At 51.4% G+C, this 15,810-nt stretch carries 16 protein-coding genes and 1 other annotated feature; all 16 genes read right to left on the minus strand.

The features are described from left to right. Positions 1–159 precede the first annotated feature (159 nt). The 16 genes from AWM70_RS24400 to minD all read right to left on the minus strand — a co-directional run bounded on the left by AWM70_RS24400 (position 160) and on the right by minD (position 15,809). A complete protein-coding gene (locus AWM70_RS24400) occupies positions 160–2,097 on the minus strand; it encodes a LysM peptidoglycan-binding domain-containing protein (RefSeq protein WP_083180305.1) in 1,938 nt (645 codons plus the stop codon). A 101-nt stretch (positions 2,098–2,198) separates the two neighbouring features. After that, the gene (gene ilvE, locus AWM70_RS13485) at positions 2,199–3,080 is read right to left on the minus strand and encodes a branched-chain-amino-acid transaminase (protein WP_068697185.1); all 882 of its coding nucleotides are present in this window, start codon (positions 3,078–3,080) and stop codon (positions 2,199–2,201) included. Positions 3,081–3,086: 6 nt separating this feature from the next. Beyond that, positions 3,087–3,983, minus strand: a complete 897-nt coding sequence (gene pheA, locus AWM70_RS13490) for a prephenate dehydratase (RefSeq protein WP_068697188.1) — start codon at positions 3,981–3,983, stop codon at positions 3,087–3,089. Between the two features lie 86 nt (positions 3,984–4,069). Further along, entirely contained in the window at positions 4,070–5,026 is a 957-nt protein-coding gene (gene thrB / locus AWM70_RS13495) for a homoserine kinase (protein ID WP_068697189.1), read from the minus strand. After that, positions 5,023–6,093, minus strand: a complete 1,071-nt coding sequence (gene thrC, locus AWM70_RS13500) for a threonine synthase (RefSeq protein ID WP_068697190.1) — start codon at positions 6,091–6,093, stop codon at positions 5,023–5,025. The genes thrB and thrC overlap by 4 nt, the downstream gene beginning before the upstream one ends. A gap of 38 nt (positions 6,094–6,131) precedes the next feature. Then, entirely contained in the window at positions 6,132–7,418 is a 1,287-nt protein-coding gene (locus AWM70_RS13505; protein ID WP_068697192.1) for a homoserine dehydrogenase, read from the minus strand. Between the two features lie 62 nt (positions 7,419–7,480). Continuing rightward, on the minus strand, positions 7,481–7,918 hold the full coding sequence (locus AWM70_RS13510; protein WP_068697193.1) for an ACT domain-containing protein: 438 nt from the start codon (positions 7,916–7,918) through the stop codon (positions 7,481–7,483). Between the two features lie 253 nt (positions 7,919–8,171). Further along, complete coding sequence (gene obgE / locus AWM70_RS13515; RefSeq protein ID WP_068697195.1) at positions 8,172–9,485, minus strand: GTPase ObgE; 1,314 nt, start codon at positions 9,483–9,485, stop codon at positions 8,172–8,174. Positions 9,486–9,498: 13 nt separating this feature from the next. Then, positions 9,499–10,239 (minus strand): Spo0B domain-containing protein, encoded by a 741-nt coding sequence (locus AWM70_RS13520; protein WP_068697196.1) that lies wholly within the window; start codon positions 10,237–10,239, stop codon positions 9,499–9,501. 228 nt (positions 10,240–10,467) lie between these two features. Beyond that, the gene (gene rpmA, locus AWM70_RS13525; RefSeq protein WP_068697198.1) at positions 10,468–10,779 is read right to left on the minus strand and encodes a 50S ribosomal protein L27; all 312 of its coding nucleotides are present in this window, start codon (positions 10,777–10,779) and stop codon (positions 10,468–10,470) included. Positions 10,780–10,798: 19 nt separating this feature from the next. Next, a complete protein-coding gene (locus AWM70_RS13530) occupies positions 10,799–11,131 on the minus strand; it encodes a ribosomal-processing cysteine protease Prp (RefSeq protein ID WP_068697200.1) in 333 nt (110 codons plus the stop codon). Positions 11,132–11,145: 14 nt separating this feature from the next. Then, positions 11,146–11,457, minus strand: coding sequence for a 50S ribosomal protein L21 (gene rplU, locus AWM70_RS13535; protein WP_068697202.1), 312 nt, complete (start codon positions 11,455–11,457; stop codon positions 11,146–11,148). 13 nt (positions 11,458–11,470) lie between these two features. After that, positions 11,471–11,553: a sequence feature (ribosomal protein L21 leader region), on the minus strand. 148 nt (positions 11,554–11,701) lie between these two features. Next, positions 11,702–12,886, minus strand: a complete 1,185-nt coding sequence (locus AWM70_RS13540; RefSeq protein ID WP_068697204.1) for an Rne/Rng family ribonuclease — start codon at positions 12,884–12,886, stop codon at positions 11,702–11,704. A gap of 53 nt (positions 12,887–12,939) precedes the next feature. After that, the gene (locus AWM70_RS13545; protein WP_068697206.1) at positions 12,940–13,803 is read right to left on the minus strand and encodes a M50 family metallopeptidase; all 864 of its coding nucleotides are present in this window, start codon (positions 13,801–13,803) and stop codon (positions 12,940–12,942) included. Beyond that, complete coding sequence (locus AWM70_RS13550) at positions 13,796–14,758, minus strand: M23 family metallopeptidase (RefSeq protein WP_068697208.1); 963 nt, start codon at positions 14,756–14,758, stop codon at positions 13,796–13,798. The genes AWM70_RS13545 and AWM70_RS13550 overlap by 8 nt, the downstream gene beginning before the upstream one ends. Before the next feature lie 253 nt (positions 14,759–15,011). Then, on the minus strand, positions 15,012–15,809 hold the full coding sequence (gene minD, locus AWM70_RS13555; RefSeq protein WP_068697209.1) for a septum site-determining protein MinD: 798 nt from the start codon (positions 15,807–15,809) through the stop codon (positions 15,012–15,014). Between the last annotated feature and the right edge of the window lies 1 nt (position 15,810).

A 15,810-nucleotide genomic window follows, 5' to 3' on the forward strand; every position in this document is an offset into this window, starting at 1 on the left:
ATCAATTAATGCAAGACATTTTTTTGTTTCGACCTCTTAAATTTCTTAGTAGAAATCGAACGGAAATATAATTTATCATAGATCCGCATAAAATGCAAGAGATTTGCAAAAAAACAAACGGAGCACAAGCTCCGTTTGTCAAAGGTAATATTTGACCTGTCAGTTGCCGAGCCAAGGGTTTCTTTTTGTGGACTTGGCTTTGTTGGAGGTGTTCCGGGCTTTTGCGTCTTTTTCCTGACCCCGCGTTTGTTTTTTACCTCCGTTGTGTCTTTTCGATCCAGGTTCTGTTGAGACCTTTACTTTATTCTCATCTTTGCTTACAGCTACGTCTGCTTCCCGCAAAGAGCTTTGAGTTTCATTTTGTTCATTTACAGTAAAGCCGTTACCGGACTCAAAGTTTTCGCGGCTGCCCATTCCGCCAACCGGCGAACCAGGTACCATCGCTCCGTATGGCATTCCATACGCCATTAAATTTGGTGGATAGAACCCCGGCATATAGGAAGAGTTCGCCATATGATCGCCATAAGGGAAACTATTTTGATTAGGTGCGGTCCAATGCGGTGCTTGATAAGCGGAAGGTCCTGTGCCGTCATAAATCGCAGGATTAGGAACATTCCATCCTCCGATATTTTCCGGCAGTGCATTAGGATAAGGTTGAATATGAACATCTCCTACAGACGATCCACCGCATCCGCATGGCTGCGGAACATACATATTTGTTTCTGGGACTGCCATTTCCGGCGAAACGTTACCGGGCATAACAGGCATATTGCTTCCATAAGGATCACTTGAAATACCTGGGTAGCCATTATCGGCAACTCCCATTTGCGGCATCATATGATTCACTTTAGCTTCAGCCTCAGGGGATACGTTGGCTGGTGTAAAATGGGTTGGGCCTGTATTTGAAGGACTGTATCCTATAGGCGAGACATAAGAAGGACCCAGGTTATCCGGTGCCGTATTCGGCATAAATTCCATCGGGGATACATTCGGAGCAGCGTTCATAGGCGCATAATGGAAAGGAGATACGTTGGTTGGACCGATGTTCATTGGGGCCATGTTCGTTGGAGCTAAGTTCGTCGGAGCCATGTTCGTCGGAGCCATGTTCACAGGAGCCATGTTCGTCGGAGCCATGTTCACAGGAGCGATGTTGGCTGGGGCTAAATGGGTTGGGGCTGTATTAGGCATATAGTGGATCGGAGCATTCAGGTTTGGCGCAAACGGATAAGGCCCTGTCTGGGCTGGAGCCAGCTGGGTTGGTTCGTGATGAACAGGCGGCGAATTAGGAATGTTCACATTAGGAAAATCATAATAGGATGCCACATTCGGCACAACCGGTTCGTTAGGCATGTAGACATTTTCGTTGGGTTTCACTTCCGAACAGCCACAAGGTTTTTCTTTAACAGGATGATCATTGACATTCTCGGGTACAACTGGGGCATATTCGAAATGTGTGGGCTGCTGCACCACGATTTCCGAATACTCAATTTCATAGTGATATTCCGGTTTCGGTTTCTCTGGCATGATAGGAATCGGCACAGCCGGCTGCTCAGGCATTGGAGCAGGTTTCTCAGCCTCCGGAGCGACAGGCGCTGGTTCTGGCGCAGGGACTACCGGTGCAGTCGGTTTCTTTGGCGCCGTATTTTTTTTGCCGCTGTTTGTATTAGGTACGGGGGCGTTTTCAGTCCCACTCCCTGCTCCCGTATTACTTCCGCCCGATGGGATATTTACCACCTCGCCAACAAGCAGAGCGTTCGGATTCTTGAGCTGCGGATTGGCATCGATCATCGCCTGAAGGGATACTCCCCATGCCTTGGACAGCTTCCAGAGCGTATCTCCCTGCTTCACAACATGTTTGTAAATAACGCCGTCTTCCTGGTCAACAGCTACAGCAGAAGAAGGAATTTTGACTTTGTCTCCGATCATTAACACGTCAGGGTTGGTGATTTGCGGATTCGCGTCTATCAATGTTTGCAGAGGAACGTTATACTTCTTCGAAAGTTCGTATAAAGTGTCGCCCTCTTTGACCATGTGTATCTTCACGTGGCAAAAACCTCCTAATCTTTCTTGGGGCCGTGATATTAGCCCGTTTTCCATTGATACATCCTATGCACCAGCCCGGAATTTGTTATCCTAAAACTGAAAAAAAAACCTTCCACTCCCCCTGATCCGGGTTCCTGAAAGGTTTTAATCTTCTTTTATCCCCAAGCTTTAACGCCGTCCTGATCCACAATCGAGCGGAATTCTTCAAGCAGCTTAAGCGTAATCGGACCGGCATGACCTTCGCCGATGATGCGCCCATCCACTTCCCGGACCGCAATAACCTCCGCCGCAGTACCGGTCAGGAATACTTCGTCCGCCACGTATACATCGTGCATGGTGAAGGGCTCTTCTTTGAGGCTGTAGCCCTTCCTCCGGCAGATTTCGATAATCGCCTGACGGGTGATGCCGTCTAATGCGCCAAGATAACAAGGAGGCGTGAGGATCACTCCATTTTTGACGATAAAAATATTATCCCCCGAGCCCTCCGTCACATAGCCTTGTGCGTTCATCATAATCGCCTCGCCGGCGCCGGACAGGTTGGACTGGATTTTGACCAAAATGTTGTTCAAATAATTAAGGGACTTAATCTTCGGATTCAAGGCATCCGGAATATTGCGGCGGGTGGAGACAGAGACCGTTTTGAGCCCGGTCCGGTAAGCCTCCTCCGAATAGATCGCCAGCTGCTCGGCAATGATGATTACCGATGCCTTCTTACAGCGGTTTGGATCAAGGCCGAGGTTGCCGGGGCCGCGCGATACGACCAAACGGATATAGCCGTTCCTCAGCTCATTGCGCCGCAGTGTTTCGATCAGCGCATCCTGCATTTCCTCAAAGCTTAGCGGAATTTCGAGCATGATTGATTTAGCGGAATCGTACAAGCGCTGCAAATGCTCTTTACATTTAAAGATGTTGCCGTTATAAATACGGATACCTTCAAAAATACCGTCGCCATACAAAAAGCCATGATCATAAACGGAAACAACCGCCTGATCTTTGGTTACATACTTGCCGTCCAAATAAATGACCTGCTCTGCCATCCGCCTTCAGTCTCCTTCCGATTTTAATTCCGGCTGCAAATCCGTATAAGTATAACTCGGATATGAACCCAATACCCTTACCTGACAGCCCAGCGCTTCAATCTCCGCAACTGCAGCGCCAAGCAGGATCGATTCCACCTCTTCAAGCACATCCATATAAAAATAGTAGTTGCCCAGCTTCTTTTTGGTCGGGCGCGATTCGATCCGCGACAAGTTCAGCTTGCGCCAGGCAAAAGCCGACAGCACTTGGTGCAGCGCACCCGGGAAGTCGGCGGGCAGCGTCACCAGGATGCTTGTTTTCCGCGTTGCCTTCCGGCCCGCAAGCTCAATCTTCTCAGGGCCGATCAGGACAAACCGCGTAAAATTGTTGTTATGATCGGTAATCTTCCGCGCAAGCGGATCTAATCCATACCGTTCAGCGCCAAGCACGGTGCCTATCGCCGTCCAGCCTTCTCCCGCGTGACTCGCTACGCTTTGGATCGCTTCGGCCGTGCTGCCCACATTCTCTAGTTCAGCCTGGGGCAGGTGCGTCCGGATAAACTGCTGGCACTGCGCCATAGCTACCGGATGGGAGAGAACCCGTTTGATCCGGCTGTAATCCACTTGTCCTTCGGATTCAAATTCATTTTTGCGGCCAATCAGATTTTGAATGGACGGATACACCCACTCAAGCTGCATCGGCACATCCACCTCATGGACAAGCCAGTCCATATGGAGGCTTACCGAGCCCTCAATCGTATTTTCAACCGGAATAACGCTGTAATCCGCCTCTCCATTGACCACCGATAAAAAGACGTCCGAGATCTGCTTGTAGTGTTTCAGCCGGACCTCTTCATCTCCAAAAAGATACAAAACCGCTTCGTGCGAAACCGTGCCTTCCGGCAGCAGTGCTATAGTTCTCATTTCTGATTCCCCTTTACTGTCATACACGCAGAACCGCCGGTACACCGGCGGACTGAATTAAAGCCCGCTTACTTTCAGAAAGCCGGTCAGACCAGATTCCCGGCGGCAAACGGAGCCGCCTCATGAGCGCCGACTCTGCTTGCTCCTTCGGAACAAGGCTCCAGCCAAAGCAGCTTGGCTTCGATCCCGTGCTCGCCCAATGTCCTTTGGATAAACGCCTCAAGCTCGCTTCGGCGATCCGAATTCCTTTCGACCAAAGCCAGAAGCGTAGGGCCGGCACCGCTGAGCGCTGCGCCAAGAGCGCCATGACTGCAGGCCTCCGCCAGAATCTGTTCCATTCCGGGGATAAGCGGAGCCCGGTAAGGCTGATGAATCCGGTCCTGCATAGCTGCGGCAATCAGGTCTAGTCTGCCGGAGGCCAAAGCTCCAGTCAGCAAAGAGGCGCGGCTGACATTAAACACCACATCCTTCATAGACAAGGAATCCGGCAGTATTTTGCGTGCTTGCTCGGTCGGCAGCCAGAAAGAAGGAATCGCTACTAGCACCTGCAGCTCCGCAGGAGGCTCTATCCGCAGATGAACAGCCCGCTCCCCATCCCAAACCGCCGAGACGATCCCGCCAAACAAAGAAGCCCCCACATTGTCGGGATGTTTCTCGACCGCTGTGGCCATATCAAACAACTTTTCCATAGATAACGGAGCTCCGATCAGCTCATTAGCGGCATATAATGCGCCGACAATCGCCGAAGCGCTGCTTCCCAAACCTCTCGTGAGCGGAATATCGGAGGCCATAGAGATTTCGAGTTCAGGAACCGCAACGCCCGCCTCTGCGAACACCTGCTGGGCCAGCTTGTAAACCAGATTGGACTTATCCTTCGGAATCCCCCGCAGCTCTTCCCCATACAGGTGAAAAACGGTCCTTTCCGCCGGCTTCATTTCGATCCAGGCAAACAGAGATAAAGCCATGCCCAGCGTATCGAAGCCGGGCCCCAAATTGGCGGTGCTGGCCGGAACCTTGATCCGGACCCCTTCGGAACGGATCATACGCCGTTACCTTCCAGCTTGGCGATAGCCGCCATTACGGCTTCTTCCGAATCCTGAACAACAAGCGGCTCCGCTCCGATGCTCTTGATCGCAATATTCGGGTCCTTCAGACCGTGACCGGTCAGGACGCAGACCACCTTCTCCCCGCCTTTGAAATAACCTTCACGTTTCAGTTTATATACCCCAGCAACAGAAGCAGCAGAGGCCGGTTCGGCAAAAATGCCTTCACGCGAAGCAATCGTCCGATAAGCGCTCAAAATTTCTTCATCCGTCACATAATTAATTTGGCCGCTTGATTCCTCGGCTGCTGCGACAGCCGTCTTCCAGCTGGCCGGATTGCCGATGCGGATCGCGGTTGCCACCGTTTCCGGCTCCAGAATCGGTTCGCCTTTGACGATCGCCATCGCCCCTTCGGCCTCAAAGCCGACCATACGCGGCAGCGAGCTGATTTTCCCTTTGGCATGATATTCCTTGAAGCCTTTCCAGTATGCCGAAATATTTCCCGCATTGCCGACTGGAATAGCCAGAACGTCCGGCGCTTCGCCAAGCTGGTCGCAAACTTCGAAAGCCGCCGTCTTCTGCCCTTCAATCCGGTAAGGGTTCACCGAGTTAACCAGCGTAATCGGATGTTTGGCCGTAATTTCTCGCACAATTTCCAGCGCCCGGTCAAAGTTGCCTTCAATCGCGATGACTTTGGCTCCGTAAATCATGGCTTGAGCAAGCTTGCCAAGCGCTATGTTGTTATTAGGAATCAAAACGATACAATTCAAACCCAATCTTGCGGCATAAGCCGCAGCTGCAGCAGACGTATTGCCGGTAGAAGCACACATAATGGTCCGGCTGCCTTCTTCTACCGCCTTCGCTACAGCCATGACCATACCACGGTCTTTAAAGCTGCCTGTCGGATTCAAACCTTCATATTTAAAATAGAGGTCAAGCCCCAGCTCCTGCGACAGGTTCTCCGCCCGGACAAGCGGCGTATTGCCTTCCTGCAGCGTCAGCATCGGCGTTTTATCCGTTACCGGCAAATATTCTTTGTAGGTTTGCAGCAATCCTTGATATCTCATCTTGATCTCCAGCTCCCTTTTATTTAGAACTCTATATTTTATCCTTCAACCCGATAACTGCTTTTAATGCGCCGAATCACTTCGAGCGACTCGAAATGTTTGATGACCTTCTCCATGCTGGCTTTGTTGGCCAAATGTGTGACGATCATGATCTCCGCCCCCGGCTGCTGGGCATTCGGAGTTTGAATGACGGAATCAAGACTGACCTCGTATTCAGCAAACACTTGAGTGATCTGCGCAAGAACACCGGCCTTGTCGTCTACCTGGAGCAGCAGGAAATTTTTATAAAAGACCTGGTCATCCGCCTTCAGCTTCTTCTCCTTATAAGGGACAATCGCTCTCAGTCCGTTGACGCCGAGCTTCATATTCTTGATGACCGCCACAAGGTCGGCAACCACAGAGGTAGCTGTCGGCATTTCGCCGGCTCCCGCTCCGTAGAACATCGTTTCTCCCACCGCTTCTCCATACACGTATACCGCATTAAAAACGCCGCTAACGGCCGCAATCGGATGGGAGGTCCTCACCATCGTCGGCTGCACGCTGATCGAGATGCCTTCATCATGGCGTTCCGCAATGCCAAGCAGCTTCATTTCATACCCCAGCTGTCTGGCATAAGCGATATCCTCTTTGGATACGGAGGAGATGCCGCGCACGCTCACATCGCGAAGCTCGACATTGGTACGGAAACCCAAGGTACCTAAAATGGCCATTTTTCGGGCCGCATCCAGCCCTTCCACATCCGAAGTCGGATCGGATTCCGCATAACCGAGCTGCTGGGCTTCTTTCAATACATCCTCGTAAGAGGCGCCTTCCCGGCTCATTTTAGTAAGGATATAATTGGTTGTTCCGTTCACAATGCCCATGATCTTCGTAATTCTGTCCGAGGAGAAGCCCTCAATCAGCGTCCGGATGATCGGAATTCCTCCGGCTACGCTGGCTTCGTAGAACACATCGCACTGCTGCTCGACCGCCTTGGCCAAGATTTCACTGCCGTATAAAGCCATAAGGTCCTTGTTGGCCGTCACGATATGTTTTCCATGCTCAAGCGCATCCAGCAAATAAGTTTTGGTGTCCTCGACACCTCCCATAACCTCGATAATAATATCGATGTCAGGATGACGGATCACTTCCCAAGGATCCTGAGTCAGTATGGCCGGATCAACGGCAATGCTGCGTTCCTTCTCCAGGCTTTTGACAGCAATTTTCTCAATCCGAATCGGTGAACCAACCTGGCTCATCAGGTCCTCTTGGTGTTTCTCTACGATCCTGACCACACCGGTCCCTACCGTTCCCAATCCGAGTAACCCTATCTTAATTGCGTTCAAGCTGTCCCCTCCCCATCGCTTCAATTTCTCTATTTGTTTTTGTTTCTGATATTCACAGTGCTTTAACCTTGGCCCACAATCTGGACCTTCTTGACCCCGGTAACGCTGCGCAGCTTGCTCAGCATTTCATCCAGCTCTTCGGTCAGTCTGGAGGTTTCTACCGAAATCACGACGTTGGCCACACCCTGGAGCGGAATACTTTGATTAATGGTGAGCACGTTGCCGCCAAAGCCGGCTACCAGGGCGAGCATTTGGGAGAGGATTCCTGAACGGTGTTCCAGATCCAACGAAATAGTGACGATACGGTCCCGTTCAAGCTGATTCAATTGATGAATCCCGTCCTTGTATTTATAAAAGGCACTGCGGCTCAAGCCTACCTGCTCAACCGCCTCATGCACCGTTTTGACATTCCCGCTGGCCAGCAGCTGCTTGACCTGAAGGGTTTTCAGTACGGCCTCCGGTAAAATATCTTCACGTACCAGATAATAGCGTTCCCGCAAAATCGTCCTCTCCTTAAAGACTCCTGTATTTATATAGTGGACATTATAACCTATACATGTTATGTAAGCAATAGAAAACAACCTATTTATTATAACATTGATCAAAGCTTTTTCCGTTGTTGACAAAAATGAAAAAGAACCCGCCATTCTCCTTGCAGGAAAACAACAGGCTCTATCCTTTATGCTGTTCATTATGCTTGCAGACTCTGGCAGAATCAGCCGAAAGCGAGCCGGCCGCTATAACGTTTCTATATCAATAGTAGTAGCTGCTTCCTTCAACGAATTCAAATTCAAAGTCGCCGATCCGGACAATCGTTCCGTCGGTAGCCCCGCGTTTGCGCAGTTCCTCGTCGATCCCCATGTGACGCATCGTGCGGGCCAACTTAAGGATCGCATCATGGGAGTTCAGCTGCATCCGCTTCATCATCCGCTCGACGCGCGGGCTGGAGACAACATAAGCTTCATTGTCACGGGTAATCGTAAAGCTGTTGTCTTCCTGTTTATCCAGCTTGTAGATTTTCCGCTCTTCCAGCTCGCTGACCTCTTCAATGGCCGGAGCTTCCGGAATCGAATCCAGCAGATCCGCCGTTTTATACATCAGCTCCTGGACCCCTTCCCGCGTCAGCGAAGAAATCGGCATGATCAGCAGATCCGGACGAACCTCCGCCACTTTCTTGCGGAATGTTTCAAGGTTCTCTTGAGCCTCGGGCATATCCATTTTGTTCGCCGCCACAATTTGTGGTCGTTTCTCGAGCTCGGCGTTATACAGCTTCAGCTCGTCATTAATCTTCACCCAATCCTCGAACGGATCGCGTCCTTCAGAACCTGCCATGTCCACCACATGGACGATGACCCGGGTACGCTCGATATGGCGCAGGAACTCATGCCCCAAACCCACGCCTTCATGCGCGCCTTCAATTAATCCCGGCAGGTCAGCCATAACAAAGCTGCGGCCTTCGCCGACGCTGACAACCCCGAGATTCGGCGTAATGGTTGTAAAATGGTAAGCGCCGATCTTCGGCTGTGCCGCCGATACGACGGACAGAAGCGTGGATTTGCCTACGCTCGGGAAACCAACCAGACCTACGTCGGCCATAACCTTAAGCTCCAGGATAATCCAGCGCTCTTCGCCTTCTTCCCCGTTCTCCGCCAGCTCCGGCGCCGGATTGCTTGGCGTTGCAAAACGGATATTGCCTCGTCCGCCCCGTCCGCCGCGAGCAACCACAACCTGCTGGCCATGGCGGGTCATATCCGCCAGCACTTCGTTCGTTTCCTCGTCAATGATGACCGTGCCCGGCGGAATGCGGACGATCATATCATCGGCCCCGGCTCCGTGCTGGCTTTTGTTGCGGCCTTTCTCGCCGCGCTGCGCCTTAAAGTGACGCTGGTAGCGGAAATCCATCAGCGTGCGCAAGCCTTCATCCACCCGAAAAATCACGCTGCCGCCGCGTCCGCCGTCACCGCCGGCCGGCCCGCCTTCCGGCACATATTTCTCGCGCCGGAAAGACACGATGCCATCGCCGCCATCGCCGCCTTTAACATAAATCTTGGCTTTATCTACAAACATGCTTTCACCTCTTCTATATAGCCAGTGGCATGCGAAGCTCGCAAATGCCCTGCTGCATGGCTTCTTCTTTCACATAAATCCGCTTGTTCCGGATCGCTTTGACCGTATTGGCTTTAAGCAGCTCCGGATTGCCCGAGCTGCCCGCGGGTTCAAAGCGGACCACCACTTCGCCGCCTTCCCGGTAAATGGACATTTTAAGCCCGATGATTTCGCCCCATGAGGAACGTCCGGCAAATTGATAAGCCCGAATAGTCTCGATCACGGTCTCCGACCATTCCTCCGCTTCCTGCCGGCCCAGCAGCGGTCCAAGCTCCAAGCCTTCCTGGATGGCAACCTCCAGCTGCACGGAGTTGTTCATTTCCCGGAAAGACTGCAAATAAAAAACAAGCGAGGGAATACCCAGTCTGGAAATATGACTTTCCGCGGCCATCCGTTCTTTTATTCTGTCCAAACTGCCGAGCAGTTTATCATGTTTGCCGAGCTTAATATAGCCGTATAAAATCTGCAAATCATTCATCCAATCATGCCGATAATGCGCCAGGGTTGAAGTTGCGGTCCGCTGGAAAGATTCGAGCAGACGCCGTCTCTCCGACTCCTGCTGCTTTCGCATATAAACCCAATACCCGTAAATAACAGCGCCAACCCATAAACATAACAGAATATGGATAAGCAACGAGCGGTTAAAATAAAACAGAACCAAAGGAATCAGCAGCAGAATGCCGGCAATGATCGTTAACGATCTACGGTCGTTCATGATTAATCTCAATCCTCTACGCATTTTTACCTTCCCTGTCCAACATACACCAGTATAACATAAAGTATCGTCTTCGAAGTGGAATGAGAAACTGTGCTGGGCAATGAATCCTGGAAAAACGCTCCGCTGCGCGGAGCCTGCATGACCGGCTGTTTGCATTTTCCAGTCCGGATTCTCAAAAAAAATCCCCGGCACTCTGCCGGGGATTTTCGCCGTTCGGGCTTGTTCTTAAGCTTCTACTGCAGCCGCTACAGGAGCGACTTCAACAGGGTACACGCTCACTTTCTTGCGATCGCGGCCCCAACGTTCGAACTTAACAACGCCGTCCACTTTCGCAAACAAAGTGTCGTCTTTACCGATGCCCACGTTAGTGCCCGGATGAATTTTCGTTCCGCGTTGACGAACGAGAATGCTTCCGCCGGTAACCACTTGACCGTCAGCACGCTTAACGCCAAGGCGTTTCGCAATACTGTCACGGCCGTTCTTTGTGGAACCTACACCTTTCTTGGATGCGAACAACTGAAGATCCAATTTCAACATGTCTGGTCAACCTCCTTCTTTAATTAGTCACATCTATAATCTTAACGTACTGTCCATAGGTTTGCTCAATGGTCCGAAGCATCACGACGAGCGAAGATAACAACAGCCTAGCCTCAGCTTTGGCTTCGTCGGGAGCTGCAGGCGGAAGATCCGCGCTTAAAAAGCCGTTCTTCATACGTGAATCCATTACGATTCCGGTCAACTCTTCAACAGCGTTCACAGAGCCTACGGTAACAGCGGATACACCGGCGCAGACAATATCCCTTCCAGCCTCTGCGAAGTTCGCATGGCCTTCAATCCGAAATCCGGTAACGGACTTCTGCTCATCGCGTTTAATGGTTACGATAATCAAGTATCGTCACCTTCTTACGCTTGGATTTTCTCAATAGTCACCTTCGTGTACGGTTGACGATGACCTTGTTTTTTGTGGTAGTTCTTCTTAGGTTTGTATTTGAATACAACAACCTTAGCGCCTTTACCATGGCGTTCTACTTTCGCTGTTACAGTAGCGCCGGATACTACTGGAGTTCCTGCTACCAAACCGTTGTCGTTAGAAACAGCCAATACACGGTCGAAAGTTACGGTTTCACCGTCAGCTGCATTCAGCTTCTCGATGTAAAGAACGTCGCCCTCTTGAACACGGTATTGTTTGCCACCAGTTTCGATAATTGCGTACATTTGCTTGCACCTCCTCATGTCTCAGACTCGCCTAATTCAGGTGACGCTTTATTTCAAGCATACTTATGTACCCGATTGGTGCGGTTACAGCATGTGTACAAGATGTACTTGAAACACATACTCATGTATATTAACACACCCTAAGCAGGAAATCAACCCAAAAAGCAATCGCGCTCTAGGCTTCATCCCCACTCCCTGAGGCTCAAGAAGGCTGGCAAAGCGAGCCTTCTCTCATATGGCCCGCTTACTTACGTTCCGTGTTCTCCCGCATCTTCTTGCGGGTTATCTCAACCAAACCGAGTCTGGTCCACCCCAGGATATGATGCTGGGTCCGGTCGCTGCGCATGCAGCTATGGAGCCTAGCTAACACCTCGCTCCGATGATCCTCAAGCTCCATATCAATAAAGTCGATGATGATAATGCCGCCGATATCGCGAACACGCAGCAGCCGGGCGATTTCTTCCGCCGCCTGCAGGTTGGTACGGAACACGGTTTCCTCCAGGGAATCCGTGCCGACATATTTTCCCGTATTCACGTCTACTACATTCATCGCTTCCGTCTGATCCCAGATCAGATATCCGCCGTCCGGCAGCCAAACCTTGCGCTGGAAATCCTTGTCGAGCTGCTGCTTCACACCGTACGCTTCAAACAGCGGCGTGCTGGACTGGTGAAATTTGATCTGCGGCTTCCAGCCGGGGTCCAGACTGCCAAGGAATTGACCGGCTTCCTCGGCCTGTGCAGCGCAGTCCACGAGCAGCTCATCCGTTTGCGGGCTGAATACATCCCGGATCAGCCGCTGCACGAGGCTCAAATCCCGATGCAGGAGGGCCGGCGCATTCAGCTTGTCCGCCTTCTCCAGCACGCCTGCCCACTGCCGGCGAAGCAAGGCCAGATCCTCTTCGATGGCGCCCGCGTCCTGATCTTCTACAATCGTACGAAAGATCAGGCCTTCCTCTTCCAGACGCAGCTGTTCTCCAATCTCCTTCAGCCGGCTGCGCTCGGCTTCGTCTTCGATCTTTTTCGAAACGGCAACGTACCCTGCTGTAGGCATATACACAATAAATCTGCCCGGGAGCGAATAATGCGTTGTCACCCGTGCTCCTTTGGTGCCCATAGCATCCTTTGTGACCTGCACCACAATTTCCTGCCCCGGTGAAAGCAGCTCCGAAATCGAAGGTTTGACCTTCGGCTGTTTCTCCAAATGAGGCGAAAGACAATCGTCTATGTACAAAAAAGCGTTTTTCCGTTGTCCAATATCCACGAATGCCGCCTGCATACCCGGAATGACATTAGCCACCCGTCCCTTAAAGACGCTGCCCACAAGACCATTTCCGTCCGAACGCTCAACGGCATACTCTACTAGGCGCCCGTTCTCGAGCAGCGCCATTTCGGCAGAACCGTGTTCGTAATGCACTACCATTTGTTTCATACTCTCACCTGCTGCCATTTCCCCGATTTATTTGTTCAGTCTTTGATAGACGTTTATTTCCCGTGATTAACCGCCAAACCGTTCAGAAACAGATCGATCATCTTCTGTTCCGGCACAATTTCCAGAAGTTCTCCTTTTGCGTTCACTACATATACAAAATGATACTTCTCTCTCCTAAGTAGACGCAGGATTCTGTCCAAAGGTTTCGCCGAATCCGCAACCAAAGGCTGGGCATTTCTGGCAGAGGGTTTATAGTCTGAGAACAGCCGCTGCCGGCCGATCAGAAAACGGATAAACCGGAACGGAATATTTCCGTGATCCACCCAATTGGAGTAAAACAAAAAGAGGCCGACCATCAGCAGATTCAGCTGAATTCCCCGGTCATCAAGCAGCGGATAAAACGAATAAGCGATCAAAAGCCCGCTGAAAACAATACTGATCCGGGTTGCCCACAGCAAGGTAGTATGGTAGGGCAAAAAGAGGCTGAAAAAAGCCTGCCCGATCTTCCCCCCGTCAAGCGGCAGAATCGGCAGCAGATTAAACAAGACAATCAGCATATTGGCTTCAATAAAATAAGTTAAAGAAGCCCCATTCCACCATCCCGCAGCATGCATCAGCAGCCCCATTCCCGCTAATATAACGTTCTGCAGCGGACCGGCTAACGCAATCCCGATTTCTTTCCTGGCATTCATGCGTCCGTCCTCTTCCACTACGGCTACTCCTCCGAACGGAAGCAGTTGAATAGAGAGCACGTTTAGACCCAGCATCCGGGCCGCTGCGGCATGTCCAAGCTCATGGACAAACACAATCCCGAAGAGCACGATTAATTCGGCAAAATGTCCCGTCAATACGGAGGTTAACATAATTATAACAAATAAGGGGTGGAATGAAACCGGAATTCCGGCAATCTTAATCAAGCGGCACCACTTCTGCCGGATCGATGTAGAGGCCGTCTTTTTTCATCGCAAAATAAACGGTGTCGGAGCCTCCGCTCTCCGCTTTGGCAAAGCTGCCGACCTTCTCTCCGCCCTCCAGCCAATCCCCTTCAGACACCGAAACCTCCGTTAAGCGGCCATAAATGGACACATAACCGTCGCTGTGCTGAACAACAACCGTTTTGCCTGTCAGCGCATCTTCGCTGACCTCCGCGACTCTCCCTGTTTCAATGCTTTTAACCTCCTGGGCTCCTTTTGAATCCAGATCCGGAACAATTTCCACGCCTTTCAAGCTGATGGCAAAACTCTCCGCCAGCTTGCCCTGAACGGGAATCGTAAACCCATGGGAGCTCTGTACCAATTGCTGAGGCCCTCCATCGTCTCCGAATATCGGAATAAAGCTCGGCGCTCCTCCAAAGTTTCGTTCATACCACGCCTCCGCCGCCTGAAAATCCATCTCCTGCTTCAGCGTCGTCGAAACAAAGCTTTCAATCGGAGCCGACCAGGCCGGCTGCATATGATGAATCCCCCACAATGCTCCAAATAGAACTGCGCTGACCAATGTACGAGTCCATAAGGAGCGTATGAAAGAACCACTTCTTTGCGGCCCGTCCGGCTGTTCGGGCGAACCCGGCCCCTGTCCGCCTCCAGAACCGATTTGCGAAGACGGAAAGGTTCTCTGCCCAAAGGCATCCTCCCGCCACAGGCCCCGGCCTTGCTTCCAGAGCAGCTCCGGATCCCGTTCCTGCTGCTTGCCGCCTGCCCCTGTGTCCGCTGCCCCTCCCGGAGATTGAACAGACTCCTCGCTGCTTGCACTGTATCCGAAGTCTTCAGGATTAGACACCCGGGTATAGAGCTGAAGCTGGCGTTCTTCCCGGCTCAGCAGCTCCCGAATGCGCTCTTCCCGGCGTTTCCTTACGTTGTTCTTAACATCCATAACCTGTTCCCCTCTCCCATTTATGCGCCATGGGGCTTGTTCGCTACATTTTATGATTGCGGGGGAAGGAATATGAACAACATGTCCTCACGAAAAATCCGCCGAAACGGATGCATACGCTTTATATCAAAAAAGGTGTTCTCAAAACTGCAAAGCAGCTCTGACAACACCTTTGTTTGAAGCGGATGAAAATGATATCAACCAATAGATCAATAAGTTCAATAAGTTCAATTCAGCCAAGCGCTTGAAGAACTTAACCGCCCATGCCAAAAAATTTCTTGAATTTCGTAAACGCGCCCTTCTTCTGATTCAGCTGCATCAGCGGAACCGTGTCGCCGAGAATACGCCGTGCAATATTGCGATAAGCAATAGCTGCCGAAGAATTCGGATTCATAACCGTAGGTTCACCCGTGTTCGCAGCTTTGATAACGTGCTCGTCATCCGGCACAATGCCAATCAAATCAATGTTCAGCACCTGAATAATGTCCTCAATATCCAGCATGTCTCCAGATTTGACCATATTCGGACGAATCCGGTTCACGACCAGTTTCGGAGATTCGACCTGCGTACCTTCCAGCAGGCCAATGACACGGTCGGCATCCCGGACGGCGGCATGTTCAGGCGTTGTAACCACAATAGCCCGGTCCGCGCCGGCAACCGCATTCTTGAAGCCCTGCTCGATTCCGGCAGGACAGTCAATAATGACATATTCATATTCTTTCTTCAGCTCAAGCACGATATCCCGAACCTGCTCAGGTGAAACCGAATTTTTATCTTTCGTTTGCGCAGCAGGGAGCATGTAAAGCTCGTCAAACCGCTTGTCCTTCACAAGAGCCTGGTTCAACCGGCACCGGCCTTCGGCCACGTCCACCAGATCATAAATGATGCGGTTCTCAAGCCCCATCACGACATCCAGATTGCGAAGCCCGATATCCGTATCCACCAGGCAAACCTTTTTCCCCAGCAGCGCCAGGGCCGTGCCAATATTAGCCGATGTAGTTGTTTTGCCTACGCCGCCTTTTCCTGAAGTGACGACTATTGCTTCTCCCATA

Source organism: Paenibacillus yonginensis (assembly GCF_001685395.1).
Classification (GTDB): domain Bacteria; phylum Bacillota; class Bacilli; order Paenibacillales; family Paenibacillaceae; genus Fontibacillus; species Fontibacillus yonginensis.